The sequence below is a fragment of the Streptomyces sp. BK208 genome, assembly GCF_004364245.1.
In the GTDB taxonomy this organism is placed as follows: domain Bacteria; phylum Actinomycetota; class Actinomycetes; order Streptomycetales; family Streptomycetaceae; genus Streptomyces.
In genome coordinates this window covers 781,893-805,748 of the sequence record NZ_SOAV01000002.1, presented here as the reverse complement: position 1 = coordinate 805,748, position 23,856 = coordinate 781,893, and the positions used below count along the sequence as shown (strand labels likewise).

The following is a 23,856-nucleotide window of genomic DNA, read 5'->3' as shown; positions in this document are numbered from 1 at the left end:
CCGATACCCATGACCGGGATCCGAGGGCGGTTGCGCGCGGTGTCGTGCCGCATGGACGCATGGCAGCTCGCCCGGCAGTCCGAGGCCGAGGCCGAGCAGGACGGTGAGCGGACGGAGCGGGCCGGCCCGCCTCCCACCGGCTTCACGCTGCTACCGTGGCTGCTGATGGGCCTGGGCAGCCTGGCCAACATCTTCCAGGGGGACACGTCCAGCCCCTGGATCGGCGGCGCGGGACTGCTCGCCTTCAACTCCCTCTACGTCTTCGTCGCGTTCCGCTCCTTCGACAAGGCGTTGCGCGAGTCGCCGTCCACGCGGCTGGCGCTGGCCGTCATGGCGCTGCTGACCTGCGGACTGGCGCTGGCGTACGGCGGCAGCTGGCTGCTGTTCTTCCCGCTGCTCGGCCTGGCCACGGGGGCGGCGCTGCGCGGCCGGTGGCTGGGCCGGTGGGGTTGGTCGCTGGCGGTGCTGGCGGGGGTGGTGGCCGGCGTCAAGGACGGCTGGGGCGGTCTGAGCATCGCCTACGGGACCTTCCTCTCCACGATGGTGACGGCCGCGATCCTGAGCCTGTCCGACGCCGTACGGCAGTTGCGCGCCGCCCGGGAGGAGCTGGCCACGCGGGCGGTGGCGGAGGAGCGGCTGCGCTTCTCGCGGGACCTGCACGACCTGCTGGGGCACACGCTGTCGGTGATCGTGGTGAAGTCGGAGGCCGCCCGGCGGCTGGCGCACCGGGACCTGGACGCGGCGTTGACCCAGATCACGGACATCGAGTCGGTCGGCCGTCAGGCGCTGACCGAGGTCCGCGAGGCGGTCACCGGGTACCGGGAGGGCAGCCTCGGCACCGAGCTGGACCGGGCGCGTTCGGCCCTGAGCGCGGCGGACGTGGAGCCGGTGGTCCGCCGCTCGGGGCCGCCGCTGCCGCCGCAGACCGAGGCGCTGCTGGGGTGGGTGGTGCGGGAGGCGGTCACCAACGTCGTACGGCACAGCGGGGCGAGCCGGTGCGAGATCGCGGTCGCGGGCGGCGCGGACCGGGTCCGGCTGACGGTCACCGACAACGGCACGGGCGTGGCCGGATCCACGCAGGGTCCGGGCACCGGCCTGACCGGCCTCACGGAACGCCTCGCCACGGCGGGAGGGTCGCTGACGGCGGGGCTGGGGCCGCGGGGTGGCTTCTCGGTGACGGCGGAGCTGCCGGTACGGCGGGAGGAACGCCCGGTGGGCGCGCCTGCGTGACCCCCGCGGGGGCGACGGCCCCGCCTTCCGGCACGCGACGGCCGGCCGGGCCGCCCCCTAACCTTGCCCCGTGACCGACGAGACGCCCCGCACCCGCCCCGTCCGCGTCCTCCTCGCCGAGGACCAGGGCATGATGCGGGGCGCGCTCGCGCTGCTGCTCGGGATGGAGGAGGACCTCGAGGTGGTCGCGCAGGTGCCGGCCGGGGACGAGATCGTCGCCGCCGCGCTCGCGCACCGCCCGGACGTCGCCCTCCTCGACATCGAACTGCCGGGACTGAGCGGCCTGGACGCCGCCGCCGAGCTGCGGGAGCAGGTGCCCGGGTGCCGGGTGCTGATCCTGACCACGTTCGGCCGGCCCGGGTACCTCAGGCGGGCCATGGAGGCGGGTGCGGCCGGTTTCCTGGTGAAGGACGGGCCGGTGGAGGAGCTGGCCGGTGCGATCCGCCGGGTGCTGGCCGGTGAGACGGTCGTCGACCCGGCACTCGCCGCGGCCGCGCTCAGTGCGGGGCCGAGTCCGCTCACCGGGCGGGAGTGCGACGTGCTGCGGGCCTCGGCGGACGGGGCGACGGTCGCGGACATCGCCGGGGCCCTGCACCTGTCCGAGTCCACGGTCCGCAACTACCTCTCCGCCGCCATCGGCAAGACCGCCACGCGCAACCGGGCGGAGGCCCTGCGGGCGGCTCGGCAGCGGGGGTGGGTCTGAGGGAGGTGGGTGAGTGAGTGGGTGAGGTGCGACTTCGGCGCGGGCGGGTGGGTGACGTAGTGCGTCGGGCGCGGGCCGGTGGGGGGTGTTCGCGTAGTTCCCCGCGCCCCTGGGGTGGGTTCCCGTGAGCGTGCGTTGGGTGCGGGGGACTTCGGGGGTTCAGTCCTCGGTGGGTGTCTTCGGGAGCCACGTCCACATCAGCAGGGCCGCCGCGACCAGGACCGCCGATGCCGTGCGGAACACCAGGGCGTAGCCGTCCGTCAGTGCCGCCGGACCGGCGTGCTCGCTGCCCGACCGGGACGCCGCGAGCGTCGACATCACCGCGAGTCCCAGCGAACCGCCCATCGTCCGGGAGGTGTTGATCAGCCCGGAGACCAGTCCGGCGTCCCCGGGGGCCGCGCCGGAGATGGCCAGCGAGGCCAGTGGGGTCGCCGCCGTGCCCGCCCCCAGCATCATCAGCACGCCGGGGATCATGATGGCGGTCAGGTAGCCGCCGTCGGCGGTCATCGTCGACTGCCAGCCGAAGCCGACGGCCGCGATCAGCGTGCCGAGCACGGCCACGTTCCGGGCCCCGAGCACCGGCAGGAACCGCGGGGCCGCCTTCGAACCGATGATCACCGCGAGGGAGCTGGGCACCAGGGCGAGGCCCGCCTCCAGCGGGGAATAGCCCAGCACGTTCTGCGCGTACAGGGTCATGAAGAACCACATCGAGAACATGGACGAGCCGGACACCAGCATCGCCACGTTCGCCGACGCCACCGACCGCAGCCGCAGCAGCCCGAGCGGCATCAGCGGTGCCGCGGTCCGCGCCTCGACGAGGAGGAAGCACCCGAGCAGCGCGAGACCGGCGAGCAGCGGCACCAGCGTCGCGCCCGCCGCCCACCCCCGCGACTCGGTCTGCGAGATACCGTAGGCCAGCGTGGCGAGACCGGTGGTCACCAGCAGCGCGCCCGGCAGGTCGAGGCGGTGGCGCGCCCCGCCCCGGCTCTCGGTGAGCCACAGCACGGCACCGGCCAGCACGACCGCGCCCACCGGCACGTTGATCAGCAGGACCCAGCGCCAGGACAGCCCGTCCACCAGCGCCCCGCCCACCAGTCCGCCCGCCGCGCCGCCGCCCGCACCGACGGCGGTCCAGGTCGCGATGGCGCGGGCCCGGGCCGCGCCCTCCGGCACCGCGGCGGTCAGCAGTGTCAGCGTCGAGGGGGCGAGTACGGCCGCGCCGAGGCCCTGCACGGCCCGTGCGGCCAGCAGCTGCCAGCCCTCCTGGGCGAGGCCGCCGCCCAGCGAGGCCAGCGTGAAGAGCCCGAGCCCGACCAGGAACATCCGCTTGCGCCCGTACAGGTCGCCGGCCCGGCCGCCCAGCAGCATGAACCCGGCGAAGGCGATGGCGTAGGCGTTGACCACCCACTGGAGTCCCTGCGCGCTCAGCCCGAGGTCGGTCCGCATCGACGGCAGGGCGACGTTGACGACGGACACGTCGAGCACGACCAGGAACTGTCCGGCGCAGGCGAGCGCGACGACCAGCCAGGTCGGCGGCGTGCGGCGCGGGGACAGGCGTCGGGCGGCGGTGGAGGCGGCGGCGGTCGTGCCGGTGGTCTCGGGCATAGGTGTCATGGTCTCAACCCGAGTGCGCCCCTTGCATCGGATTTTGGCCCCGGTCCGCCCCGGGCCCGACCTAGGACCCGGGACGTAGGCGGCGGGGGGAGCGCGGTGGCCCCGTGCGGAGGCGGCCCGGCGGTGAACCGCGCGTAGGCGGGTTCCCAAGAGAAGGTCAAGAAATAGTTAGGGACTCGAAGCAACGGAATAGTTGCCCCGGCGCACGAGGTTCAGCCTGCACACACCACACGACCGCACACGCGTTTTCGCCGATTCCCGGCCTGGAGGCCCCACCCCATGTCCCACACGACGACCGACGAGCCCGCGCGGCGAGCGAGCGGGGCCACCGTCCCGGTGCTCGCGTTCGCGGGCATCGTCGTCGCGGTGATGCAGACCCTGCTGGTCCCCGTCATCAAGGACCTGCCCCGACTTCTGGACACCTCGCCCAGCAACGCCAGCTGGGTACTGACCTCCACGCTCCTGTCCGGAGCCGTGGCCACGCCGATCATGGGCCGGCTCGGCGACCTGTTCGGCAAGCGCCGCATGCTGATCGCGAGCCTTTCGGTGATGGTCGTCGGCGCGCTGCTCAGCGCGCTCACCGACGCCCTGGTCCCGATGATCGTCGGGCGTACGCTGCAGGGCTTCGCGATGGGCGCGATACCCCTCGGCATCGGCCTGATGCGCGACATGCTGCCCCGTGAGCGGCTCGGCTCGGCGATGGCGCTTATGAGCTCCTCGATCGGCGTCGGCGGCGGCCTCGCGCTGCCCGCCGCGGCCCTGGTCGCGCAGCACACCGACTGGCACGCCCTGTACTACGGCGCCGCCGGCCTCGGCGTCCTCTCCATCACCCTGACCCTGCTGGTCGTGCCGGAGTCCCCGCTGCGTGCCAAGGGCTCCTTCGACCTGCCGGGCGCGCTGGGCCTCACCGCCGGTCTGATCCTCTTCCTGCTGCCGATCAGCAAGGGCAGCGACTGGGGCTGGTCGTCGCCCATGACACTCGGCCTGTTCGCCGCGGCCCTCGTGGTCCTGCTCCTGTGGGGCCTGATGGAGCTGCGCGTCGCGGCCCCGCTGGTCGACCTGCGCACCACGGCCCGCCGCGAGGTGCTGCTCACCAACCTCGCCTCGATCATGGTCGGCGTCTCCTTCTTCGTCATCTCCCTCGTCCTGCCGCAGCTTCTCCAGCTGCCCTCCGAGACCGGCTACGGCCTCGGTCAGTCGATGGTCGTCGCGGGCCTGTGCGTGGCCCCGCTGGGCCTCACGATGATGTTCACCGCTCCGGTCTACGCCCGTCTGTCGGCCCGCTACGGCCCCCGCACCACGCTGATCATCGGCCTGGTGATCATCGGGATCGGTTACGCCGGCGGCCTCGGCCTGATGGACGCCGCCTGGCAGACCGTCGTGACCTCGGTGCTGATCGGCGCGGGCATCGGCCTCGCCTACTCGTCCCTGCCCGCGCTGATCATCGGCGCGGTCCCGGCCTCGGAGACGGGCGCGGCCAACGGACTCAACACGCTGATGCGGTCCATCGGCACGTCGGTGTCGAGCGCCGTCATCGGCATGGTGCTCGCCAACACGGCGAACGACGTGGGCGGCACCGCCGTCCCGACCATGCAGGGGTTCCGCGTCTCCTTCCTGATCGCGGCCGCCGCCGTCGCCGTCGGCCTGGTGCTGGCATTCTTCCTGCCGCGCCGCACCCCGGCGGCCGCGGTCACGCAGCTGCGCGCGAGCAGTGAGGAGGACGCCAACCTGGCCCGCGCCGAGCAGGCCCTCGCCGGGGCGGGACAGCCGCCGCACGGCTTCCGCGGCCGGGTGCTGGCCGCCGACGGCGCCCCCGTCGCCCGCGCCAAGGTGACGCTGATCGACCGGCACGGACGGCAGGCGGGCGCGACCCTCTCCGCGGGCGACGGCAGCTACACCCTCGCCGTGCCCGCCGGGGGGCCGTACGTCCTGGCCGCCCGCGCGGCGGGCCATGCCCCGCTCGCCCACGCCGCCACCCACGGCGGCGACCGCCCGGTCGACCTGGACCTGTCCCTGCCGGGCGAGACGGTCCCGGCCTGACGGCCCCGGCCGCCCTTCCTCCCGGTCCTCGCACCCCCTGTCGCGGCACGCGGCGGGGGGTGCGGCAGCATGGGGCGCCGGACACACCGCCCGACCGTCGAAAGGCCCCCATGACCGCGGCCCCCGCCTCCGTCTCCGCCTCCGCCCCCTCCCCCGACGTCCTGGCCGCCTTCGAGGCCGCGAAGGGGTTCATGCCTGCGCACGAGGGCCGTGCGCTGTACGCCGCCGCCGTGGAGGCCGGCGGGCTCGGGCTGCCGCTGCTGGAGGTCGGTACGTACTGCGGACGGTCCACCGTGCTGCTCGCCGACGCCGCCCGCCGGGCCGGGGTCACCGCGCTCACCGTCGACCACCACCGGGGAAGCGAGGAGCAGCAGCCCGGCTGGGACTACCACGACCCTGAGACGGTCGATCCGGAGCTGGGCGTGATGGACACCCTGCCCGCCTTCCGCCGCACCCTGCACCGCGCCGGTCTGGAGGAGCACGTGGTCGCCCTCGTCGGCCGCTCCCCCCAGGTCGCCGCGGTCTGGAACGCGCCGCTGGGCCTCGTCTTCGTCGACGGCGGCCACACCGACGAGCACGCGAACGCCGACTACGAGGGCTGGGCCCCGCACGTGGCCGACGGCGGGCTGCTGGTCATCCACGACGTCTTCCCGGACCCGGCCGACGAGTTCACCGGCCAGGCCCCGTACCGCGTCTACCTCAGGGCCCTGGCGTCCGGTGCGTTCACCGAGGTCTCCGCGACCGACTCGCTGCGCGTCCTGCGGCGAACGGGCACGGGGATCTGAGGGCGCCGTTAGAGTCGCTGACGTGTCGTACACAGGCCCGGACTTCGAACCTTCCCCGCCCCGCCGCTCCCCGCTGCGCCGCCCGCTCACCGTGGCGGTCGCCGCGCTCGTGCCCGGGGCACTGATCGGGTGGGGGGTGTACGCGGCGGTCGGCGGCTCGGGCGACGGGGGCGGCGGTGACACCGACCGCGCGGCGGGCGTGCGGAGTTCGGCGGCGCCGTCCACCCGTGCCCCCTCGTCCGCGGGCGACGACGACGGCAAGAGGCCGGCGGGCTCCTCGCCCGCCCCCGCGTCGGAGAAGCCGTCCGCGTCCCCTTCCCGGTCGCAGCCCGCGGGCTCCGGCGCCCTCAAGGGCAAGGTCGTCGTCATCGACCCCGGCCACAACCCGGCCAACTTCCGGCACCCGTCCGAGATCAACCGCAAGGTGAACGTCGGCACGCACTGGAAGGAGTGCGACACCACGGGCACGGCCACCAACGCGGGCTGGCCGGAGGCGGAGTTCACGCTCGACGTGGCCCACCGGCTGCGCACCCTGCTGGAGAAGCAGGGCGCGACCGTGAAGCTGACGCAGGACGGTGACCGTTCGTTCGGTCCCTGCGTGGACGAGCGGGCCCGGATCGGCAACGAGGCGCAGGCCGACGCCGCGATCTCGATCCACGCCGACGGGTCGGGGGCGGGCAACCGCGGCTTCCACGTGATCCTGCCGGGCCCGGTGCACGACGGGGACGCCGACACCCGCGCCATCACGGCTCCCTCCGCCGAACTGGGCGAGCGGATCGCGGGCACCTTCGTGCGCGTCACGGGCACCGCGCCCTCCAACTACCTCGGCGACGGCACCGGTCTGGTCACGCGGACGGACCTGGGTGGTCTCAATCTGTCAACGGTTCCGAAGGTGTTCATCGAGTGCGGCAACATGCGGGACAGCGAGGACGCGGCACTGCTGACCAGCGGCGGTTGGCGGCAGAAGGCGGCGCAAGGGATGTCTGAGGGAATCGTGAGTTTCCTGGGCGGGTAGCGACCGGCGTCCCCATCCCTGCGGACAGCCCCGAGGTCCGGACGATAGTGTCGTCCGTACGATGAGGGGCCACCCCCGCGCTTCACATGGGAACCTTTCGGCGCCATCGTGACAGCGACGCCTCTACCGACGACGAGACGACCTACGAAGGACCTGAAGTGAATATCCGCTCCCTCACTCGAGGCGACGGCGTGGTGATCGGAGCAGCGGTGTTGCTGTTGATCGCGTCGTTCCTCGACATCTACTCGTTCGAAGGTGCACCGGACAGCGCCGACATCCCCAGCCTGTGGGGCAGTGGACCGGTCGTGCTCGGCGTCGTCCTGGCGGGCGTCATCGGCGCCGCGCTCGTCGTCGTGGCCCGTGCCATGCCGCAGCCCCTGAAGGTGGCCGGTCTCGACCTCGGCCAGTTCGGCATCGCGTTCACGGTCTTCGCCGCGTGGTGCGCGCTCGGCAACATCTTCGACCCGGCGGGCGCCTTCGACAACGACGGGGGTGTGAGCGGTCTCAGCGCCGGCACCGGCCTGATCCTCGCCCTCGTCGCCACGCTGCTCATGGCCGCCGCGGCCGTGGCCACGCCGCTGCTCCCGGCCCTCAAGGGCTCCCTGATCCCGGCCTCCCGCCCCGCGGCCCCGCAGCCCTACGGCGGCCAGCCCCAGGGTGGTTACGGCTACCCCGGCGCCCAGCAGCAGCCGTACGGCGCCCAGCCGGGACAGCCCGGTCAGCCCGGCCCGTTCGGCGGCCAGCCGCAGCCGGGGCAGCCCCAGCCCGGTCAGCCGCAGGCCGCTCAGCCGCAGGCTCCGCAGCCGCACGCCCCGCAGCAGGCGCAGGCCCAGCCCGCCGGGGACTTCTCCCCGTTCTGGTTCGCCGTGCCGGTGCCGCGTCCGCTGTTCGCGGAGGACGGCTCGCCGACGCCGATCGCCGAGCTGGCTCCGGGCACCTGGTACCTGGCCGTCGAGCAGCGCGGCGCCAACCTGGTCGCGCAGACCCAGGACGGCCGTCGCGGCGTACTCCAGGACACCTCGGGCATCCAGCGCGGCTGATCGCGCCGCCCCGCCGAAGCCTCAACGGCCCCCTGTCCGGAACCCGTTCCGGGCGGGGGGCCGTCGGCGCAGGTTTCCTCCCGCCCTGCGCGGCCATACGCAAGGTATGTCTAGATACCACGGTTCGAACTCCGCGGGCAGGGCCGTCGCGATCGTCGCCGACATCATGGCCCTCATTCTCGGCCTGTGGATACTGATGTACCTGTTGGACGCCAACCGGGCCAACGACCTGGTGCAGTTCGTCCATGACGCGGCCAACTGGCTGGCCGGCTGGTCCCGCGACCTGTTCACCTTCGACGAGGACTGGGCGCGCGTCGTCGCAGGCTACGGCCTGGCGGCGGTCGTCTACCTCTTCATCGGCCACGCCGTCGCCAACCGCCTGGGCCGCCACTGACCGCGCCACCCCCGGCCGGGCCCCCACCGGCCACCGCCCGGCCGGCCGGTCAGACGCAGCAGTCCGGGTCCAGGCCCCGCGGCAGGCGGTCGCCGGCGAAGACCTGGCAGGTGGCCTCGTGGCCGCCGAGTGCGGCGACGGCGAGGAGCAGCGAGCCGGCCGTCCAGGTGGTCAGCTCGCGGGGCCAGATCGCCTCGTCCTCGAAGACGTAGCCCGTCCAGTACAGGCCGCTGTCCGCGTCCCGCAGGTGCTGGATGGACTGGAGGATCTCCAGCGCGTGGTCGGACTCGCCCACCGCCCACAGGGCGAGCGCGAGTTCGGCCGACTCGCCGCCGGTCACCCACGGGTTGGGGACGACGCAGCGCACGCCGAGGCCCGGGACGACGAACCGGTCCCAGCTCTCCGTGAGGCGGCTCCTGGCCTCCGTGCCGGTCAGCGCGCCGCCGAGGACGGGGTAGTACCAGTCCATCGAGTAGCGGCCCTTGTCCAGGAACCGCTCCGGGTGGCGGCGGATGGCGTGCCGCAGTGCCCCCGCGGCCAACTCCCAGTCGGGCTGCGGCTCTTCGCGCTGTTCGGCGATGGCAAGCGCACAGCGCAACGCGTGGTGGACGGACGAACTGCCGGTCAGCAGCGCGTCCGTGGTGTCCGTGCCGTCGTCGTCGCGGCGCCAGCCGATCTGCCCGCCGGGCTGCTGCAGGCGCAGCACGAACTCCACGGCCGCGTGGACGACGGGCCACATCCGGTCCAGGAAGGTGTCGTCGCCGGTGGCGAGGTAGTGGTGCCAGACGCCGACGGCGACGTACGCGACGAAGTTGGTCTCCCGACCGCGGTCGGTGACGTCGGCGAAGTCCCCGTCGGCGTAGGCGGCGTACCAGGAGCCGTCCTGGTTCTGGTGCCGCGCCAGCCACGCGTACGCCCGCTCGGCGGCCTCGTGCTCGTCGGCCGTGTCCAGGGCCATCGCGGCCTCGACGTGGTCCCACGGGTCGAGGTGGTGCCCGCGGAACCACGGGATCGCCCCGTCCTCGCGCTGCACGGCGAGGATGCCGCGGACGGTCGCGGCGGCCTCGGCGGCGGTGAGGACGCCGGGCAGGACGAGGTGTTCGGCGCGGGGAGAGCGCGAGGCCGTCACGCGGCGTCCACCGTCGGCAGGTGCGGCTTGGTCGCGTAGGCCACGAAGCTCTTGCCGATCAGCGGGTTCAGCGCCTGCTCGGCGACCCGCGTCGCCAGCGGCTTCTTCATGATGTCCCACACCAGCAGCTTGTGGTACGCCCGCACCGGCAGCGCCTTGTCGTTGTCGACGCCGAAGGCGCACTTCAGCCACCAGTACGGCGAGTGCAGCGCGTGCGCGTGGTGGGTGCCGTACGGCTTGAGGCCGGCCTCGCGGATGCGGGCGAGGAGCTGGTCGGCCCGGTAGATGCGGATGTGGCCGCCCTCGACCTCGTGGTAGGCGTCGGACAGGGTCCAGCAGACCTTCTCGGGGCCGTAGCGCGGCACGGTGATCGCGATGCGTCCGCCGGGCTTGAGGACGCGGACCATCTCGGCGAGGACGCCCTTGTCGTCGGGGATGTGCTCCATCACCTCGGAGATGATGACGACGTCGAAGGACTCGTCCGGGAAGGGCAGGGCCAGCGCGTCGCCCTCCATGGCGGTGGCGGTGGCACCGGCCGGGGCCTCACCGGCCTCCTCCATCGCCGCGAACCACTTGGCGACCTCGCGGATCTCCTCGGCGTTCTGGTCCAGCGCGACGACCCGGGCCCCGCGCCGGTAGCACTCGAACGCGTGCCGGCCGGCGCCGCAGCCGAGGTCCAGTACGCGGTCGCCCGGGGCGAGCGGGAACCGGGAGAAGTCGACGGTCAGCACGTGGCCCTGCTTTCGGGGTAGACGCCGGTGTCACTGGTGGTCGGGGCCGGGGGCACGGCCTCCTGGGCGGCCGTGGCGGAGGGGCGGTCTCCGATGGCCTCGCGGTACCGGGCGACCGTGCCCTCGGCGGCGCGCGCCCAGGTGAAGTGCTTCAGCACCCGTTGCCGTCCGGCGGCGCCGAGCCTGGCGCGGAGTTCGCGGTCGCCGAGCAGCCGGTTCAGCCCGGCGGCCAGCGCGTCCGCGTCGCCCGGCGGCACCGCGAGGCAGGTCTCCCCGTCGGGTCCGGCGACCTCCGGGACGGCCCCGCCGGTGGTGGCGAGCAGCGCCGTGCCGGTCGCCATGGCCTCGGCGGCGGGCAGCGAGAACCCCTCGTACAGCGACGGCACGCACGCGACTTCGGCGGAGCGCACGAGGTCGACCAGCTCGGCGTCGGAGATGCCCTTGACGAACTCGACGGCGCCTTCGAGGCCGTACCGCTCGATCGCCTGCGCGACGGGTCCCTCGGCGGGCCGTTTGCCGACGACGACGAGGTGCGCCCTGGGGTGCTCGGTACGCGCCTTGGCGAGCGCCTCGACGAGGAAGACCAGGCCCTTGAGCGGCACGTCCGCGCTGGACGTGGTCACGATCCGGCCCGGTACCCGCGGCACCGACGGGTCGGGGGAGAACAGGTCGGTGTCGGCGCCGATGTGGACGACGTGGATGCGGTCGTCGCGTACGCCGAGGTGGTCGACGATCTCCTGGCGGGAGGTGCCGGAGACGGTGAGCACGGAGGGCAGCCGGCGCGCGACGCGCTTCTGCATCCGGGTGAAGGCGTACCAACGGCGTACCGAGTAGCGGCGCTTGCGGCCGTCGGCCGCGTCCAGCTCCAGCTGCCGGTCGACGGTGATGGGGTGGTGGATGGTGGTGACGAGCGGGGCGCCCACGTCCCCCAGCAGCCCGTACCCGAGGGTCTGGTTGTCGTGCACGACGTCGAAGTCACCGCGGCGGGCGCGCAGATGGCGCCGGGCGCGCAGCGAGAAGGTCAGGGGCTCCGGGAAGCCGCCGGTCCACATGGTGCCGACCTCGAGCGCGTCGATCCAGTCGCGGTACTCGCCCCGCTTCGGGGTGCGGAAGGGGTCGGGCTGGCGGTAGAGGTCGAGGCTGGGCAGCTCGGTGAGGGAGAGCCGGTCCTCGCGGCCGTCGAGGACGTCCAGCACCGGGTAGGGCTGGGCGCCGATGACCTCGACGCGGTGGCCGAGGCGGGCCAGTTCGCGCGAGAGGTGACGGACGTAGACGCCCTGGCCGCCGCAGAACGGATTCCCCTTGTAGGTGAGGAGTGCGATGCGGAGCGGTCGCAACCCGTCGGCGGCGGGCTCCGGACGGGGACCCGTCCGACTGGCCTCGGCGGTCACTCTGGGCCCCCTTCTCGCTGCGCTGTCCCGCGACACTACGTCGGGAGGCTAATCTAGAACAAGTTTCAGACTTGATCGTCAGAGCCTCCGAATCTACCGGCAGGTAGCCGGGCTGTGACGAGTGGATCAGGTGATTCGCGCCACGGCGGTGAGGGGGACGAGGTGACCGAGGCGGAGAAGCCGGCAGCGGAGGCGCCGGGCCCCGCGCACCGCGCCACGGCCCTGCCCCTCACCGAGCGTCAGCGGGAGCGCCGCGGCCGCATCCTGCGCGCCACCGCCCGACTGGCCTGCCGGGGCGGTTTCGAGGCGGTCCAGATGCGCGAGGTCGCGGAATCGTCGCAGGTCGCCCTCGGCACCCTGTACCGCTACTTCCCCTCGAAGGTCCACCTGCTCGTCGCCACGATGCACGACCAGCTGGAGCGGCTGCACGGCACCCTGCGCAAGAGCCCGCCCACCGGCGAGACGGCGGCGGACCGGGTGGCGCAGACGCTGATGCGGGCGTTCGGCGCGCTGCGGCGCGAACCCCGGCTGGCCGAGGCGATGGCCCGCGCCCTGACCTTCGCCGACCGCAGTGTCTCCCCGGAGGTCGACCGGGTCTCCCGGCAGACCACGGCGATCATCCTGGACGCCATGGGCGGCCCGCGGAACCCGACCCCCGAGCAGCTCTCCGCGGTCCGCGTCATCGAGCACACCTGGCTCTCGACGCTGATCACCTGGCTCGCCGGCCGCACCTCCCTCGCCCAGGTGCGCGTGGACATCGGGACGGTCTGCCGCCTGATCGACCTGACGGACGCCGGCACGGCGCAGACCCCGCCGGGAGACGAAGCGGCGCCTGCCTGAGGGCCGCCGCCCGGCCCGGCCGGCCGGCCCCGCCTCCCGGGCCGCTCCCGCCTCGCGGCTCCCCGCCGCTCCCGAGCCTCCCGTCCGGCCGCCCCTCGGCCCGCGTCCCGCCGCCGGGTAAAGTGGCGGCGTCGTCATCACCCGTACGGGGGGAAGCCGGTGCAATTCCGGCGCTGACCCGCAACCGTGAGCCGCCCGCGAGTCCCTGAGAGGCTCCCGGACGGTGAGCCGGACTGCCCCGCACGGATGTGACCGGCTCACGTGCCCGGCGTCCGCCGGCGCACGGGCACCGTCGAGGCATACGGGGCCGAGCCGCCGGGGGTGCCCCGTGCTGCCGGGCCCCGCACAGGGAAAGGCACCCGCCGATCATGAACGTCCGCCGTCGCAGCAGCGCCGCGGCTCTGGCCGCCATAGCCGTGCTCGGCGCCGCCACCGCGCCCGCGGTCGCCGCCGGTCCGTCGCCGTCCGCCTCCGCGTCCACGCCGTCCGGGCTGTACGGGACCACCGACCCCCAGTACGACGGGGTCTGGCGCCAGTCCCTCGCGCTGCTCGCGCAGGACACGGCGGGCGTCGTGCCGTCGTCGAAGGCCGTGAAGTGGCTCACGGACCAGCAGTGCGCGAACGGCGCCTTCGCCCCCTTCCGCGCCGACCCGGCCAAGGCCTGCGACGCCAAGACCATGGTCGACAGCAACAACACGGCCGCCGCCGTCCAGGCGCTGTGGGCCATCGGCGGGCACGGCGACGTCGTCGAGGACGCCCTCGGCTGGCTGAAGTCCGTGCAGAACAAGGACGGCGGCTGGGGCTACAGCCCCGGCACCCCCAGCGACGCCAACTCCACCTCCGTCGTCATCGGCGCACTGACCGCCACGGAGACGGACCCGGCGAAGGTCGTGAAGGACGGCAAGTCGCCCTACGACGCCCTGCTGACGTTCGCCCTGCCCTGCGCGAAGGACGAGGGCGCGGGCGCCTTCGCCTTCCAGCCCGACAAGAACGGCAAGCTCCTGCCCAACGCGGACGCCACCGCCGCCGGCGTGCTCGGCGCGCTCGGCAAGGGCCTGGCCGCCAAGTCCGGTGCCGCGTCCGGCGCCGCCGCCTGCGCCGACGGGGACGAGCCGACCCGCGAGCAGGCCGCCGCCAACGGCAGCGCGTACCTCACGGCCACGCTCGCCGGGAAGGGCCACCTCGTCTCCGCCCTCGGCGGCTCCGCCGACCAGCCCGACTACGGCAACACCGCCGACGCCGTCGTGGCCCTCGCCGCCCAGGGCGGTGCCGACCGGGCGGCCGAGCCGCTGGCCTGGCTGAAGAAGAACGCCGCGACGTGGGCCGCGGAGAGCGGCCCGGCCGCCTACGCCCAGCTGATCTTCGCCGCCCACGCCACGGGCACCGACCCGCGCGACTTCGGCGGCACGGACCTGGTGGAACGGCTGAACGCGACGGGTCCGGCCCCGCAGGGGGCGACGGCGAAGGACACGGCGACCGCGAGCGACGAGGGCAAGGACGAGAAGAAGGACGACGACTCGCCCTTCGGCGTCTGGTGGTTCGTCGGCGTCTGCCTGGTCTTCGGCATCGGCATCGGCTTCCTGCTGAGCAACCGCAACAAGAAGCAGCAGCCGTGACCCGCCGCTTCGTCCTCCTCTTCCTGGCCGCGTTCCTGCTGATCGGGACCGCGGGCCAGGCGCAGGCCGCCGGGTACCGCTACTGGTCCTTCTGGGACCGCGACGGCGGCAAGTGGGTCTACGCCACCCAGGGTCCGTCGCTGGCCCGCCCCTCCGACGGTGACGTGCAGGGCTTCCGCTTCTCGGTGAGCGAGAACTCGGACGACGCGGCCCAGCCGCGCGGCACGGCCGACTTCCAGTCGGTCTGCGCGAAGACACCGGCCGAAGAGGGCAGCAAGCGGGTGGCGCTGGTGCTCGACTTCGGCACGGCCCCCGACGCCCCGTCCGGCGAGACCCCGCCCGCCCCGCGCACGGCCTGCGCCCGGGTCTCCCCCGACGCGACGACGGCCGACGCCCTGGCCGCCGTGGCCGGCCCCCTGCGCTACGACACCAACGCGCTGCTGTGCGCGATCGCGGGTTATCCGAAGTCGGGGTGCGGGGAGCAGGTGTCGCAGAAGAACACCGCCGCCCCGCGGCAGCAGGACGCCTCGGACGACGGCGGTCCCTCGGTCGGCCTCGTCGCGGGCATCGTGGTGATCGCCGCCCTGGCGGGCACAGCCACCTGGCAGGCAAGGCGGCGCAGGAATGCCACCCGCTGAAGCAGCGCGCAACGGTCCCCCGCAAGCTGCGGGCAGCAATGCCCCGCAACCTGCGGGCAGTCGTGCCGCTGGGGCGATGGGGGTCCCCCCGCGCGAGCGAAGCCGGGCGTGGGGGAGGGTGGGCGCCGGGGGTAGCCCCTCTGGGGGAGGCACCCCGTCAGCGTGGGCAAGCGCCCCCACCTCCCGCCGACAGCTCACCGCACCCGTACACCCCGGCGCCTGGTGGCTCTGGGCCCTGTCCCTCGGCACCGCCGCCACCCGCACCACCAACCCGCTCCTCCTCGCCCTCCTCGTCACGGTCTCCGCCTACGTCGTCATCACCCGCCGCCCGCACGCCCCTTGGTCCCGCTCCTACGGCGCCTTCGTCAAACTCGCCCTCGCCGTCATCGTCATCCGCCTCCTCTTCACCACCTTCCTCGGCTCCCCTGTCCCCGGCACCCACACCCTCGTCACCCTCCCCGAGGTCCCCCTCCCCGACTGGGCGCAGGGCATCCGCCTCGGCGGCCGGGTCACCGCGGAGGGCCTCGCCTTCTCGCTGTACGACGCGATGACGCTGGCCACCCTCCTCATCTGCGTCGGCGCCGCGAACGCCCTGGCCAACCCCTCCCGCCTCCTCAAGTCCCTCCCCGGCGCCCTCTACGAGATGGGCGTCGCCGTCGTCGTCGCCCTCACCTTCGCGCCGAACCTCATCGCCGACGTCCAGCGCCTGCGCGCCGCCCGCCGTCTGCGCGGCCGCCCGGACCGGGGCGTACGGGGTCTGCTCCAGGTGGGCCTCCCCGTCCTGGAGGGCGCCCTGGAACGCTCCGTCGCCCTCGCCGCCGCGATGGACGCCCGCGGCTACGGCCGTACCGCACGCGTCCCGGCCCCCGTCCGCCGTACCACCGCCGCCCTCACCCTGGGCGGCCTGCTCGGCGTCTGCGCGGGCACGTACGGGCTGCTGACCGCCGCGGGAGGCACGTACGGCATCCCCGTGCTCGTGGCGGGTGTCGCCGCCGCGGTCGCGGGTCTGTGGCTCGGCGGACGGCGCACGGTCCGCACCCGCTACCGCCCGGACCGCTGGGACGCCCGGGCGTGGCTGGTCACCGCCTCCGGCGCGGCGGTGGCCGCGCTGCTGTTCCTCGCCGCCGCCCGCGACCCGGCGGCGCTGCACCCGGGCGTGGTCCCGCTGACCGCGCCCACCCTGCCCCTCTGGCCGGCGGCGGCCGTCCTCGTCGGCCTGCTCCCGGCGTTCGTCACCCCGGCGCCCGAGCCCCCCTCACCCGAGACCGCCGCACCCGAGACCCCCGCATCCCGGACCCCCGCACCCCAGACCGCCGTGAAGGAGCCGTCGTGATCCGCTTCGAGGACGTGTCGGTCACCTACGACGGCGCGGCCGAACCCACCGTACGGGGCGTGGACTTCGAGGTCCCGGAGGGTGAACTCGTGCTGCTCGCCGGTCCCTCCGGGGTAGGCAAGTCCACCGTTCTCGGCGCGGTCGGCGGCCTCGTCCCGCACTTCACCGGCGGCACGCTCAGCGGCCGGGTCACCGTGGCCGGCCGCGACACCCGCACCCACAAGCCGCGCGAACTCGCCGACGTGGTGGGCACGGTCGGCCAGGACCCGCTCTCCCACTTCGTGACCGACACCGTCGAGGACGAGCTGGCGTACGGCATGGAGTCCCTGGGGCTCGCCCCGGACGTGATGCGCCGCCGCGTCGAGGAGACCCTGGACCTGCTGGGCCTGTCCGGCCTGCGCTCCCGCCCGATCGCCACGCTCTCCGGCGGCCAGCAGCAGCGGGTCGCCATCGGCTCCGTCCTCACCCCGCACCCTCAGGTCCTGGTCCTGGACGAGCCGACCTCCGCCCTGGACCCCGCCGCCGCCGAAGAGGTCCTGGCGGTCCTCCAGCGCCTGGTCCACGACCTCGGTACGACGGTCCTGATGGCCGAGCACCGCCTGGAGCGGGTCATCCAGTACGCCGACCAGGTCGTCCTGCTCCCGGCCCCGGGCGAGGCACCGCTCCTCGGCGCCCCGGCGGAGGTGATGGCCGTGTCCCCGGTGTACCCGCCGGTGGTGGACCTGGGCAGGCTGGCGGGCTGGTCCCCGCTGCCGCTGACGATCCGGGACGCCCGCCGCCGTGCGTCCGGACTGCGTGAGCGCCTGGCCGGCCGGGAGATCCCCGACCGCACCCCGCCGGCGTCCGCCGTGCTCCCGGCGCCGCCCGCCCCGCGCCCCGCCGCCTCCCGGTGGCGCCGCCGCGCGAAGCACCCGGAGCCGGCCCCCGCCCCGTACGCCGCCGAGGTCCGTTCCCTCTCCGTGCGCCGCGACCGCGTCCAGGCGTTGCACCACGTCGACCTGACCGTCTCCCCCGGCGAGACGGTCGCCCTGATGGGCCGCAACGGCGCCGGGAAGTCCACCCTGCTGTCCGCGCTGGTCGGCCTGGTCGAGCCGTCCGCCGGTTCGGTGCGGGCCGGGGACGCCGTACCGCACCGCACGGCCCCCCGCGACCTCGTCCGCCGGGTCGGCCTGGTCCCGCAGGAGCCGCGCGACCTGCTCTACGCCGACACGGTCGCCGCCGAGTGCGCGGCCGCCGACCGGGACGCGGACGCGACGCCCGGCACCTGCCGCGCCCTCCTCACCGAACTGCTCCCGGGCGTCACGGACGACATGCACCCCCGGGACCTCTCGGAGGGCCAGCGCCTGACGCTCGCCCTGTCCGTCGTCCTGACGGCCCGCCCTCCGCTCCTCCTCCTGGACGAGCCGACGCGCGGCCTGGACTACGCGGCGAAGGCCCGGCTGGCCGGCATCCTGCGCGGCCTGGCCGCCGAGGGTCACGCGATCGTGCTGGCCACGCACGACGTGGAACTCGCCGCCGAGCTGGCCCACCGGGTCGTGCTGCTCGCCGAGGGCGAGGTGATCGCCGACGGTCCGGCGGCGGACGTGGTGGTGGCCTCCCCGTCCTACGCCCCGCAGGTGGCCAAGGTGCTGGCGCCGCGCAAGTGGCTCACGGTGGCGCAGGTACGGGAGGCGCTGGCATGACCGGCGGCCCCCCTCCCCAGCGCCAGGCCCGCGCCGTCCGCCTCGGCCCCCGCTCGGTCGCCGCCCTCGTCCTGGTCAGCGCGGTGGGTGTGGCGGGCTTCGGCTGGCCCTTCCTGCTGCCGCCGGATGCCTCGAGGAACGCCCACAGCGCGGACGCACCCTGGCTCTTCGCCGGACTGTTGGTGCTCATGGTGGCTGTCCTGGCCGCGACCATCTCGGAGTCGGGGCTGGGCCCGAAGGCCGTGGCCATGCTCGGCGTCCTCGCCGCGACGGGTGCGGCACTGCGCCCGCTCGGCGCGGGCACCGGCGGCCTGGAACCGATGTTCTTCCTGCTGCTTCTCAGCGGCCGAGTCCTAGGCCCCGGCTTCGGCTTCGTCCTCGGCTCGATCACGATGTTCGCGTCCGCGCTGCTCACGGGCGGGGTGGGGCCGTGGATGCCGTTCCAGATGCTGTCGATGGGCTGGTTCACGATGGGGGCCGGCCTGCTGCCCTTCCCGGACCGACTGCGCGGGCGCGGGGAGCTGCTCCTGCTCGCCGGATACGGCTTCCTGGGCGCGTTCGCCTACGGCACGGCCACGAATCTCGCGGGCTGGACCTTCATGAACGAGCTCTCGTCGAACATCGCCTTCGACGCGGGAGCATCGGTCGGCACCAACCTGGCCCACTTCCTGGCCTACTGTCTGGTCACCTCACTCGGCTGGGACGGAGGACGCGCTGCCCTGACCGTCGTCCTGACCCTGAGCCTGGGCACCCCCCTCCTCAAGGCCCTGCGCCGCGCGACCCGCAGGGCGGCCTTCGAGGCACCGGTCACGTTCGGGGAGGCCTCCGACCGGACGGGTGCCGGACCTACACCCTCCGGGTCAGCAGACCGGCGTCGATGACCTCGGCGATGAGGGCGGCGCCGCGGCTGTTCTGGTGGATGTGGTCGGTCGTGAGCACGAGGCCCCGCCGCCGCGAGATCGTGTCGAGGCCGCGGCGCAGCACCGCGCGCTGGGCGAGCACGCCGATGGCCGCCGCGGGCGTCACCTCCCGGTACGGGATCGGCGGCGGGTCCGCTCGGCGCAGTTCCTCCGTCTGGCGTTCGTGGAGCGGAAGGTAGGCCACCTCGTCGGCGGCGGCGACCTCGGCGATCAACCGGCTGTACGCCAGCGATGCCTGTGCCGCCGCCCCGTCGAGCTGTTGGCCGAGTACCGGTATCGACAGCAGCCCGATCGTCGCGTCGGTCTCCGCGCGCAGCCGTGCGACGACGGCTCCCAGACACTGCTGGAACCAGCCGGCCGACGGGCGCTCGGGGAGCCGTTTGCGCTTCACGGCCTGCTCGACGGGGTAGCCGGCGAGGCTCGCTCGGGCGTCGTTGGTACCGATCAGCACGGTGATCACGTCGGGTGGGTCCGCGACGACGGCGTCGAGGCCCTGCAAGAGGTTGTGGGCGAAGTCGCCGTTGGCACCGAAACGGGCGAGCCGCACGTCACCGGGTGGGCGGAGTCGTCCCAGGGGGTTCAGGTAGTCGGCGCTGAACTGCGCGCGGGTGAGGCTGTCGCCGAGGCACGCGATGCGGGTCGTCACGGCGTCTCCCGCGGGCCGGGCGTGCCGACGCGGTCCGCCGGGCGGGTGCCGGTCCGAGGTCGGTGTTCGGTGCCGAGACCCGCGGTGATGGCCAGGATGGTCGCCGGCCCGTCCATGTCCACCACGTGCCACACCCCGGCCGGGTTGACGGTGGCCTCCCCCGGTCCGAGCCGCACGTGCTCCGGCACCCCGTCCGTGTCACGGGTGACCGTCACGGAGCCGCCGAGGCACACGACCAGTTCGTCGCCCGCGGGGTGGCACTCCTCGTGGTCGCCGGGTCCCTCGCCGTCGAAGACCATGACCGTCCGGCCCTCGGCGCCGTCCGCCGCGACCGCGGCGCTGTAGGCCCGGAGCACCTCCGGGTCCCAGGTGAAACCCTCGACGGGTTTCGCCGTCGACCCCAGTCCGAGGTGCACGGGAGTGGTCCGCAGATCCATGGCTTCGCGTTCGTGGTTGCCGAGTCTCATGCCGACGATCGTCCACGCCGGGGATCGGGCGGTCTTGAAGAAAAGGGAACGGAAGCCGGCTCAGGGGCCGACGGCTACCCGGCTCCGAGGAGGACTTCGCCGCGCCGCCAGGCCGTCGGCGACCGGCCGGTGAACTCGCGCCAGTCCCGTACGAGATGGGCCTGGTCGGCGTAGCCGGAGACGGACGCCACCTCGCCCCACGGGAGCGGGTCCCGCGCCGCCGCGAGTTCGTGGGCGTGCTCGAAGCGCAGGACGCGGGCGAGGGTCTTCGGCGACAGGCCCACCTCGCCGCGGAACCGCTCGGTGAGGTACCGACGGCTCCAGCCGAGTTCCGCGGCGACCGCGCCGACCTGGACGCGCCCCCGCGCGGCGACGAGGCGGCGCCATGCCTCGGCCACCTCGGGGCGCACCCGGCGCACGTGGTCGCCGCGGGCGTCACGGCCGACGGCCCGCAGGAGCAACTCGTCCAGCGCGGCGAACCGAGCCGCCCATGTCGTCGCCGCCCGGAGCCGGTCGGCCAACTCGACGGCGAGCGCTCCGAGAAGCTCGTCGAGGGGGACCAGCCGGTGGGCGAGTTCGGCTGAGGGAATGCCGTAGACGGCCCGGGCCCCGAGGGGTGTCAGCGACACCTGGACACCGTGCTGGCGTCCGTCGTGGTGGATCGCGACGGACCGGCACATCAGGCCGCCGGCCACACTGCCGAACGGGGTGACCGGTGACCCGTCGTCGACGCCCGCCGCCACCTCCAGGGGATCCGACAGGCTGATCACCGCGGTGAGCGCACGGCTCGGCGGGCCGCAGTGCACCCCCGTCGGGAGCCCGCGGAGGTCGAAGCCGACGTACGAGGAGACGTACTCCCGCAGGACGGTCGCCGGACGTGCCCTGATCCCGGTGGCCGCGTGGTCCTCCATCTGCGCCAGTGTACGAGCCGCCCCACCCGGGGGGTCCGCGGTCCGGCTCCCCCTCTGCGCGAGCCGCCGGTTCCCTGCCCCGTCAGGCGCGCTGCTTGACCTTGCCACTGGGGGCAGGGTTGCACGATGACCGGCATGGACAGCACCGCACCGCAGAACAGCAGGGTCGTCGCCGTCACCGGAGCCGGGATCGGCCGTGCCACCGCCCGCGCGTTCGCCGACGAGGGGTCCCACGTGGTCGCGATCGGGCGGCGGGCCGAACCCCTCGAGGAGACCGGGGCCGGACACGACCGGATCACGCCGCTGGTCGCGGACATCACGGCCGAGGGCGAGCCGGATCGGATCGTCCGGACCGTGCTGGAGACACACGGCCGGCTGGACGTGCTGGTCAACAACGCGGGCATCGTGCGCAGCGGCGCCCTCGGCACCCTGACGTCGGAGATGATCACAGCTCAGCTCGCCACCAACCTCGTCGCTCCCATCCTGCTGGCCCAGGGCGCGCTGCCGCTCCTGGAGAAGTCGGGCGGAGTGATCGTCAACATCAGTACGTCGGTGGGGCAGCGAGCCTGGCCGGGCAGCTCGGTCTATGCGGCCACCAAGACCGCTCTGGAGCTGCTGACCCGCAGCTGGGCGGTCGAGCTGGCACCCCGCGGGATCCGGGTGGTGGCGGTCGCCCCCGGCGCGATCGACACCCCCATCGGCGAGCACCAGGGCCTGACGCCGGAGCGGAAGGCGGCGGTGCGGGAGTGGCAGCTGGCGCACACCCCGCTGGCCCGGATCGGCCGCCCCGAGGAGGTGGCCTGGGCCGTCACCCGACTTGCCGCGCCGGCCGCCTCGTTCGTGACCGGAGTGGTGCTCCCGGTCGACGGCGGAGCGGTCGTGGCGTGATAGGAGATACCCGGGAGGTGGGACGGGTGCGGATCGGTGAGCTGGCCAGGGCGACCGGGACATCCGCCCGTGCGCTGCGGCACTACGAGCAGGCCGGACTGATCTCCTCGCAGCGGGCCCCCAACGGCTACCGCGTCTACGACGAGCGGGCGGCGGTGCGGGTCCGCAACATCCGCCACCTGCTGGCCGCCGGGCTCACCCTGGACGACGTGCGGGTGTTCCTGCCGTGCCTGGACGGAGACGTGGCCGCCGCACCACCCTCGGAGCAGGGCCTGCGGGTTGCGGCGGAACGGCTTGCGGTCCTCAACGACCGGATCGCCGCCCAGACCGAGGCCCGTGACCGGCTGGCAGCGGCGTTGCGACAGGCAACCGGTGGCCGGATCCGCCCGGTGGCCTGAACACCCGTCGGTCATCCGGTCGGCCACACGGACCACTTGCGCGCGACCGGCGCCCAGTGGGTCGGCGCGGCCGGTACGACGCTGAGCGCCTCCCCCGCCTTCCTCCGACGGCGCCTCGCGCGCAGTCGGCCCAGGGGGTGGCGTTCGGAGCAGGCCGGCTCCGGGCGACGGTGCCCTGTTGCCGGCCCGAGTGGGGTCCGGTGCGTGCGGCTGCGAGGCGGAGGAGGGCGACAGGGCGGAGCCCTGGCAACCGACGACAACGCCGCAGATGTGCGTGCCGGACCCCGCGACCCACGGCAAGATCCGAACGACACCCTTAGGGGGCGCCCGCGCCGGTCCGGAAGCGGCGGCGGTACTCGGTCGGTGTCGTGTCGAGTCTGCGCCGGAAGGCCCTGACCAGGGTGTCGACGGTGCCGAAGCCGCAGGCGGAGGCGACGCGTTCGAGGGTCGCGTCGGTGGATTCGAGCTGCTGGCGGGCCACTTCCACGCGGGCCGACTCGACGTAGGCGTGCGGGGTCGTGCCGAGTTCGGTCTTGAAGATGCGGGTGAGCTGCCGGTCGCCGACGTGGGCGTGGGCCGCGAGGTCGGCGACGGTGAGCGGGGCGGCGATGTTGCGCAGGATGTGGTGGCGGAGGTCCTCGATGCGCCGGGTCGCGGAGACCTGCTCCAGCGGGACGCTGAACTGGCTCTGCCCGCTGGGCCGTTTCAGGTACATCACGAGCTGCCGGGCCACGCGCAGCGCGACGGTCTCCCCGAGGTCGTCGGCGATCAGCGCGAGGGACAGGTCGAGGCAGGCGCTGATCCCCGCGCCCGTCCACACGTCGCCCTCGCGGATGAAGATCGGGTCGGCGTCGACCTCGATGGCCGGGTGCTCGTCGGCGAGTTGCCGCGCGGTCGACCAGTGGGTGGTGGCGCGCTTGCCGTCGAGGAGGCCGGCGGCCGCCAGGATGTGCGCCCCGACGCAGACGGAGGTGACCCGCCGGGTCCGGCCGGCGAGCTGCCGTACCCGCTCCACCACGGCGGGGTCGGTGAGCGGGTGCACGCGGCGCTGGTCGTCCACCTGGACGGCGCCGGGGACGATCAGGGTGTCGACGCGCCGGGTGGCCAGTTCGTCGAAGGTGGTGTCGGGCAGGACCCGGACCCCGGCGCCGGTGGTGACCGGGTCCATGGTCTCCGCGGCGAGGACGACGTCGTAGCCCGCCGCCTCGTCGGTCTCGCGGCGCGCGAGGGAGAACACCTCCGGCGGACCGGTGACGTCGAGCAGGTCGACGTCGTCGAAGAGGACGATGACGATCAGTCGTCCGACGGCACTCAAGGAACCCCCCACGCTCGGCAACCGTCATGCCGGTATCTGCCATGTCGGTATCTGCATGTTAGACGACATTGCCGACACGGGCCGGTGGCCATAGCGTCGTAGGCGCAGGTCACCGCACCGGTGAACTGCC

General features: G+C 74.1%; 23 protein-coding genes and 1 riboswitch. Of the genes, 15 read left to right on the top strand and 8 right to left on the bottom strand.

Going from position 1 to position 23,856, the window contains the following annotated elements:
- Positions 1 to 9 precede the first annotated feature (9 nt).
- Positions 10 to 1,230: a sensor histidine kinase gene (locus tag EV562_RS08205; RefSeq protein ID WP_133885975.1), complete on the top strand. Its 1,221-nt coding sequence runs from the start codon at positions 10 to 12 to the stop codon at positions 1,228 to 1,230.
- A 70-nt stretch (positions 1,231 to 1,300) separates the two neighbouring features.
- Positions 1,301 to 1,933 (top strand): response regulator transcription factor, encoded by a 633-nt coding sequence (locus EV562_RS08200; protein ID WP_133885974.1) that lies wholly within the window; start codon positions 1,301 to 1,303, stop codon positions 1,931 to 1,933.
- 159 nt (positions 1,934 to 2,092) lie between these two features.
- On the opposite strand, the gene EV562_RS08195 is transcribed toward EV562_RS08200, so the two are convergent.
- Positions 2,093 to 3,538, bottom strand: coding sequence for an MFS transporter (locus tag EV562_RS08195; RefSeq protein WP_166661646.1), 1,446 nt, complete (start codon positions 3,536 to 3,538; stop codon positions 2,093 to 2,095).
- A gap of 288 nt (positions 3,539 to 3,826) precedes the next feature.
- Between EV562_RS08195 and EV562_RS08190 the strand changes: the two genes are divergently transcribed.
- The 5 genes from EV562_RS08190 (at position 3,827) to EV562_RS08170 (ending at position 8,821) form a co-directional block, all read left to right on the top strand.
- Entirely contained in the window at positions 3,827 to 5,587 is a 1,761-nt protein-coding gene (locus EV562_RS08190; RefSeq protein WP_133885972.1) for an MFS transporter, read from the top strand.
- A gap of 110 nt (positions 5,588 to 5,697) precedes the next feature.
- Positions 5,698 to 6,372: a class I SAM-dependent methyltransferase gene (locus EV562_RS08185; protein WP_133885971.1), complete on the top strand. Its 675-nt coding sequence runs from the start codon at positions 5,698 to 5,700 to the stop codon at positions 6,370 to 6,372.
- Between the two features lie 22 nt (positions 6,373 to 6,394).
- A complete protein-coding gene (locus EV562_RS08180) occupies positions 6,395 to 7,387 on the top strand; it encodes an N-acetylmuramoyl-L-alanine amidase (RefSeq protein WP_133885970.1) in 993 nt (330 codons plus the stop codon).
- A 158-nt stretch (positions 7,388 to 7,545) separates the two neighbouring features.
- Complete coding sequence (locus tag EV562_RS08175) at positions 7,546 to 8,427, top strand: DUF5336 domain-containing protein (protein ID WP_133885969.1); 882 nt, start codon at positions 7,546 to 7,548, stop codon at positions 8,425 to 8,427.
- 106 nt (positions 8,428 to 8,533) lie between these two features.
- On the top strand, positions 8,534 to 8,821 hold the full coding sequence (locus tag EV562_RS08170; protein WP_133885968.1) for a hypothetical protein: 288 nt from the start codon (positions 8,534 to 8,536) through the stop codon (positions 8,819 to 8,821).
- Positions 8,822 to 8,870: 49 nt separating this feature from the next.
- Here the strand turns inward: EV562_RS08170 and EV562_RS08165 are convergent, their stop codons facing one another.
- From EV562_RS08165 to EV562_RS08155, 3 genes are read right to left on the bottom strand one after another with little or no spacing between them, the layout of a single operon-like run.
- Complete coding sequence (locus EV562_RS08165; RefSeq protein WP_133885967.1) at positions 8,871 to 9,950, bottom strand: prenyltransferase; 1,080 nt, start codon at positions 9,948 to 9,950, stop codon at positions 8,871 to 8,873.
- Positions 9,947 to 10,681, bottom strand: coding sequence for a class I SAM-dependent methyltransferase (locus EV562_RS08160; RefSeq protein ID WP_133885966.1), 735 nt, complete (start codon positions 10,679 to 10,681; stop codon positions 9,947 to 9,949). Before EV562_RS08160 ends, EV562_RS08165 begins: the two co-directional genes overlap by 4 nt.
- The gene (locus EV562_RS08155; protein WP_133885965.1) at positions 10,675 to 12,072 is read right to left on the bottom strand and encodes a glycosyltransferase family 4 protein; all 1,398 of its coding nucleotides are present in this window, start codon (positions 12,070 to 12,072) and stop codon (positions 10,675 to 10,677) included. Before EV562_RS08155 ends, EV562_RS08160 begins: the two co-directional genes overlap by 7 nt.
- A gap of 162 nt (positions 12,073 to 12,234) precedes the next feature.
- On the opposite strand from EV562_RS08155, the gene EV562_RS08150 reads away from it, so the two are divergent.
- From EV562_RS08150 to EV562_RS08125, 6 genes are all read left to right on the top strand, one after another.
- A complete protein-coding gene (locus EV562_RS08150) occupies positions 12,235 to 12,912 on the top strand; it encodes a TetR family transcriptional regulator (protein ID WP_133885964.1) in 678 nt (225 codons plus the stop codon).
- 149 nt (positions 12,913 to 13,061) lie between these two features.
- A riboswitch (cobalamin riboswitch) is annotated at positions 13,062 to 13,151 on the top strand.
- A gap of 129 nt (positions 13,152 to 13,280) precedes the next feature.
- The gene (locus EV562_RS08145) at positions 13,281 to 14,528 is read left to right on the top strand and encodes a prenyltransferase/squalene oxidase repeat-containing protein (protein ID WP_133885963.1); all 1,248 of its coding nucleotides are present in this window, start codon (positions 13,281 to 13,283) and stop codon (positions 14,526 to 14,528) included.
- On the top strand, positions 14,525 to 15,166 hold the full coding sequence (locus EV562_RS08140) for an SCO2322 family protein (RefSeq protein WP_133885962.1): 642 nt from the start codon (positions 14,525 to 14,527) through the stop codon (positions 15,164 to 15,166). The genes EV562_RS08145 and EV562_RS08140 overlap by 4 nt, the downstream gene beginning before the upstream one ends.
- Before the next feature lie 76 nt (positions 15,167 to 15,242).
- Positions 15,243 to 16,499: an energy-coupling factor transporter transmembrane protein EcfT gene (locus tag EV562_RS08135; RefSeq protein ID WP_243859990.1), complete on the top strand. Its 1,257-nt coding sequence runs from the start codon at positions 15,243 to 15,245 to the stop codon at positions 16,497 to 16,499.
- Complete coding sequence (locus EV562_RS08130; RefSeq protein WP_133885961.1) at positions 16,496 to 18,181, top strand: ABC transporter ATP-binding protein; 1,686 nt, start codon at positions 16,496 to 16,498, stop codon at positions 18,179 to 18,181. Before EV562_RS08135 ends, EV562_RS08130 begins: the two co-directional genes overlap by 4 nt.
- On the top strand, positions 18,178 to 19,062 hold the full coding sequence (locus tag EV562_RS08125; protein ID WP_133885960.1) for an ECF transporter S component: 885 nt from the start codon (positions 18,178 to 18,180) through the stop codon (positions 19,060 to 19,062). Before EV562_RS08130 ends, EV562_RS08125 begins: the two co-directional genes overlap by 4 nt.
- Here the strand turns inward: EV562_RS08125 and EV562_RS08120 are convergent.
- The 3 genes from EV562_RS08120 to EV562_RS08110 form a co-directional block, all read right to left on the bottom strand.
- Complete coding sequence (locus tag EV562_RS08120; RefSeq protein WP_133885959.1) at positions 19,028 to 19,747, bottom strand: SGNH/GDSL hydrolase family protein; 720 nt, start codon at positions 19,745 to 19,747, stop codon at positions 19,028 to 19,030. The genes EV562_RS08125 and EV562_RS08120 overlap by 35 nt on opposite strands.
- Positions 19,744 to 20,214, bottom strand: coding sequence for a cupin domain-containing protein (locus EV562_RS08115; protein WP_133885958.1), 471 nt, complete (start codon positions 20,212 to 20,214; stop codon positions 19,744 to 19,746). The genes EV562_RS08120 and EV562_RS08115 overlap by 4 nt, the downstream gene beginning before the upstream one ends.
- 74 nt (positions 20,215 to 20,288) lie before the next feature.
- Positions 20,289 to 21,125, bottom strand: coding sequence for a helix-turn-helix domain-containing protein (locus EV562_RS08110; RefSeq protein ID WP_133885957.1), 837 nt, complete (start codon positions 21,123 to 21,125; stop codon positions 20,289 to 20,291).
- A 126-nt stretch (positions 21,126 to 21,251) separates the two neighbouring features.
- Between EV562_RS08110 and EV562_RS08105 the strand changes: the two genes are divergently transcribed.
- Both EV562_RS08105 and EV562_RS08100 read left to right on the top strand, forming a co-directional pair.
- Positions 21,252 to 22,013, top strand: a complete 762-nt coding sequence (locus tag EV562_RS08105; RefSeq protein ID WP_133885956.1) for an SDR family oxidoreductase — start codon at positions 21,252 to 21,254, stop codon at positions 22,011 to 22,013.
- Between the two features lie 26 nt (positions 22,014 to 22,039).
- Complete coding sequence (locus EV562_RS08100) at positions 22,040 to 22,411, top strand: MerR family transcriptional regulator (RefSeq protein WP_133886075.1); 372 nt, start codon at positions 22,040 to 22,042, stop codon at positions 22,409 to 22,411.
- A 316-nt stretch (positions 22,412 to 22,727) separates the two neighbouring features.
- Here the strand turns inward: EV562_RS08100 and EV562_RS08090 are convergent, their stop codons facing one another.
- On the bottom strand, positions 22,728 to 23,726 hold the full coding sequence (locus EV562_RS08090; protein WP_133885955.1) for a DJ-1/PfpI family protein: 999 nt from the start codon (positions 23,724 to 23,726) through the stop codon (positions 22,728 to 22,730).
- Positions 23,727 to 23,856: the final 130 nt, after the last annotated feature.

Excerpts from the sequence above, each read along its gene's own strand:
- EV562_RS08115 (WP_133885958.1), bottom strand. The coding sequence starts at position 20,214 with ATGAGACTCGGCAACCACGAACGCGAAGCCATGGATCTGCGGACCACT.
- EV562_RS08205 (WP_133885975.1), top strand. The coding sequence starts at position 10 with ATGACCGGGATCCGAGGGCGGTTGCGCGCGGTGTCGTGCCGCATGGAC.
- EV562_RS08125 (WP_133885960.1), top strand. The coding sequence starts at position 18,178 with ATGACCGGCGGCCCCCCTCCCCAGCGCCAGGCCCGCGCCGTCCGCCTC.
- EV562_RS08195 (WP_166661646.1), bottom strand. The coding sequence starts at position 3,538 with ATGCCCGAGACCACCGGCACGACCGCCGCCGCCTCCACCGCCGCCCGA.
- EV562_RS08145 (WP_133885963.1), top strand. The coding sequence starts at position 13,281 with ATGAACGTCCGCCGTCGCAGCAGCGCCGCGGCTCTGGCCGCCATAGCC.
- EV562_RS08170 (WP_133885968.1), top strand. The coding sequence starts at position 8,534 with ATGTCTAGATACCACGGTTCGAACTCCGCGGGCAGGGCCGTCGCGATC.
- EV562_RS08105 (WP_133885956.1), top strand. The coding sequence starts at position 21,252 with ATGACCGGCATGGACAGCACCGCACCGCAGAACAGCAGGGTCGTCGCC.
- EV562_RS08185 (WP_133885971.1), top strand. The coding sequence starts at position 5,698 with ATGACCGCGGCCCCCGCCTCCGTCTCCGCCTCCGCCCCCTCCCCCGAC.
- EV562_RS08110 (WP_133885957.1), bottom strand. The coding sequence starts at position 21,125 with ATGGAGGACCACGCGGCCACCGGGATCAGGGCACGTCCGGCGACCGTC.
- EV562_RS08190 (WP_133885972.1), top strand. The coding sequence starts at position 3,827 with ATGTCCCACACGACGACCGACGAGCCCGCGCGGCGAGCGAGCGGGGCC.
- EV562_RS08135 (WP_243859990.1), top strand. The coding sequence starts at position 15,243 with ATGGGGGTCCCCCCGCGCGAGCGAAGCCGGGCGTGGGGGAGGGTGGGC.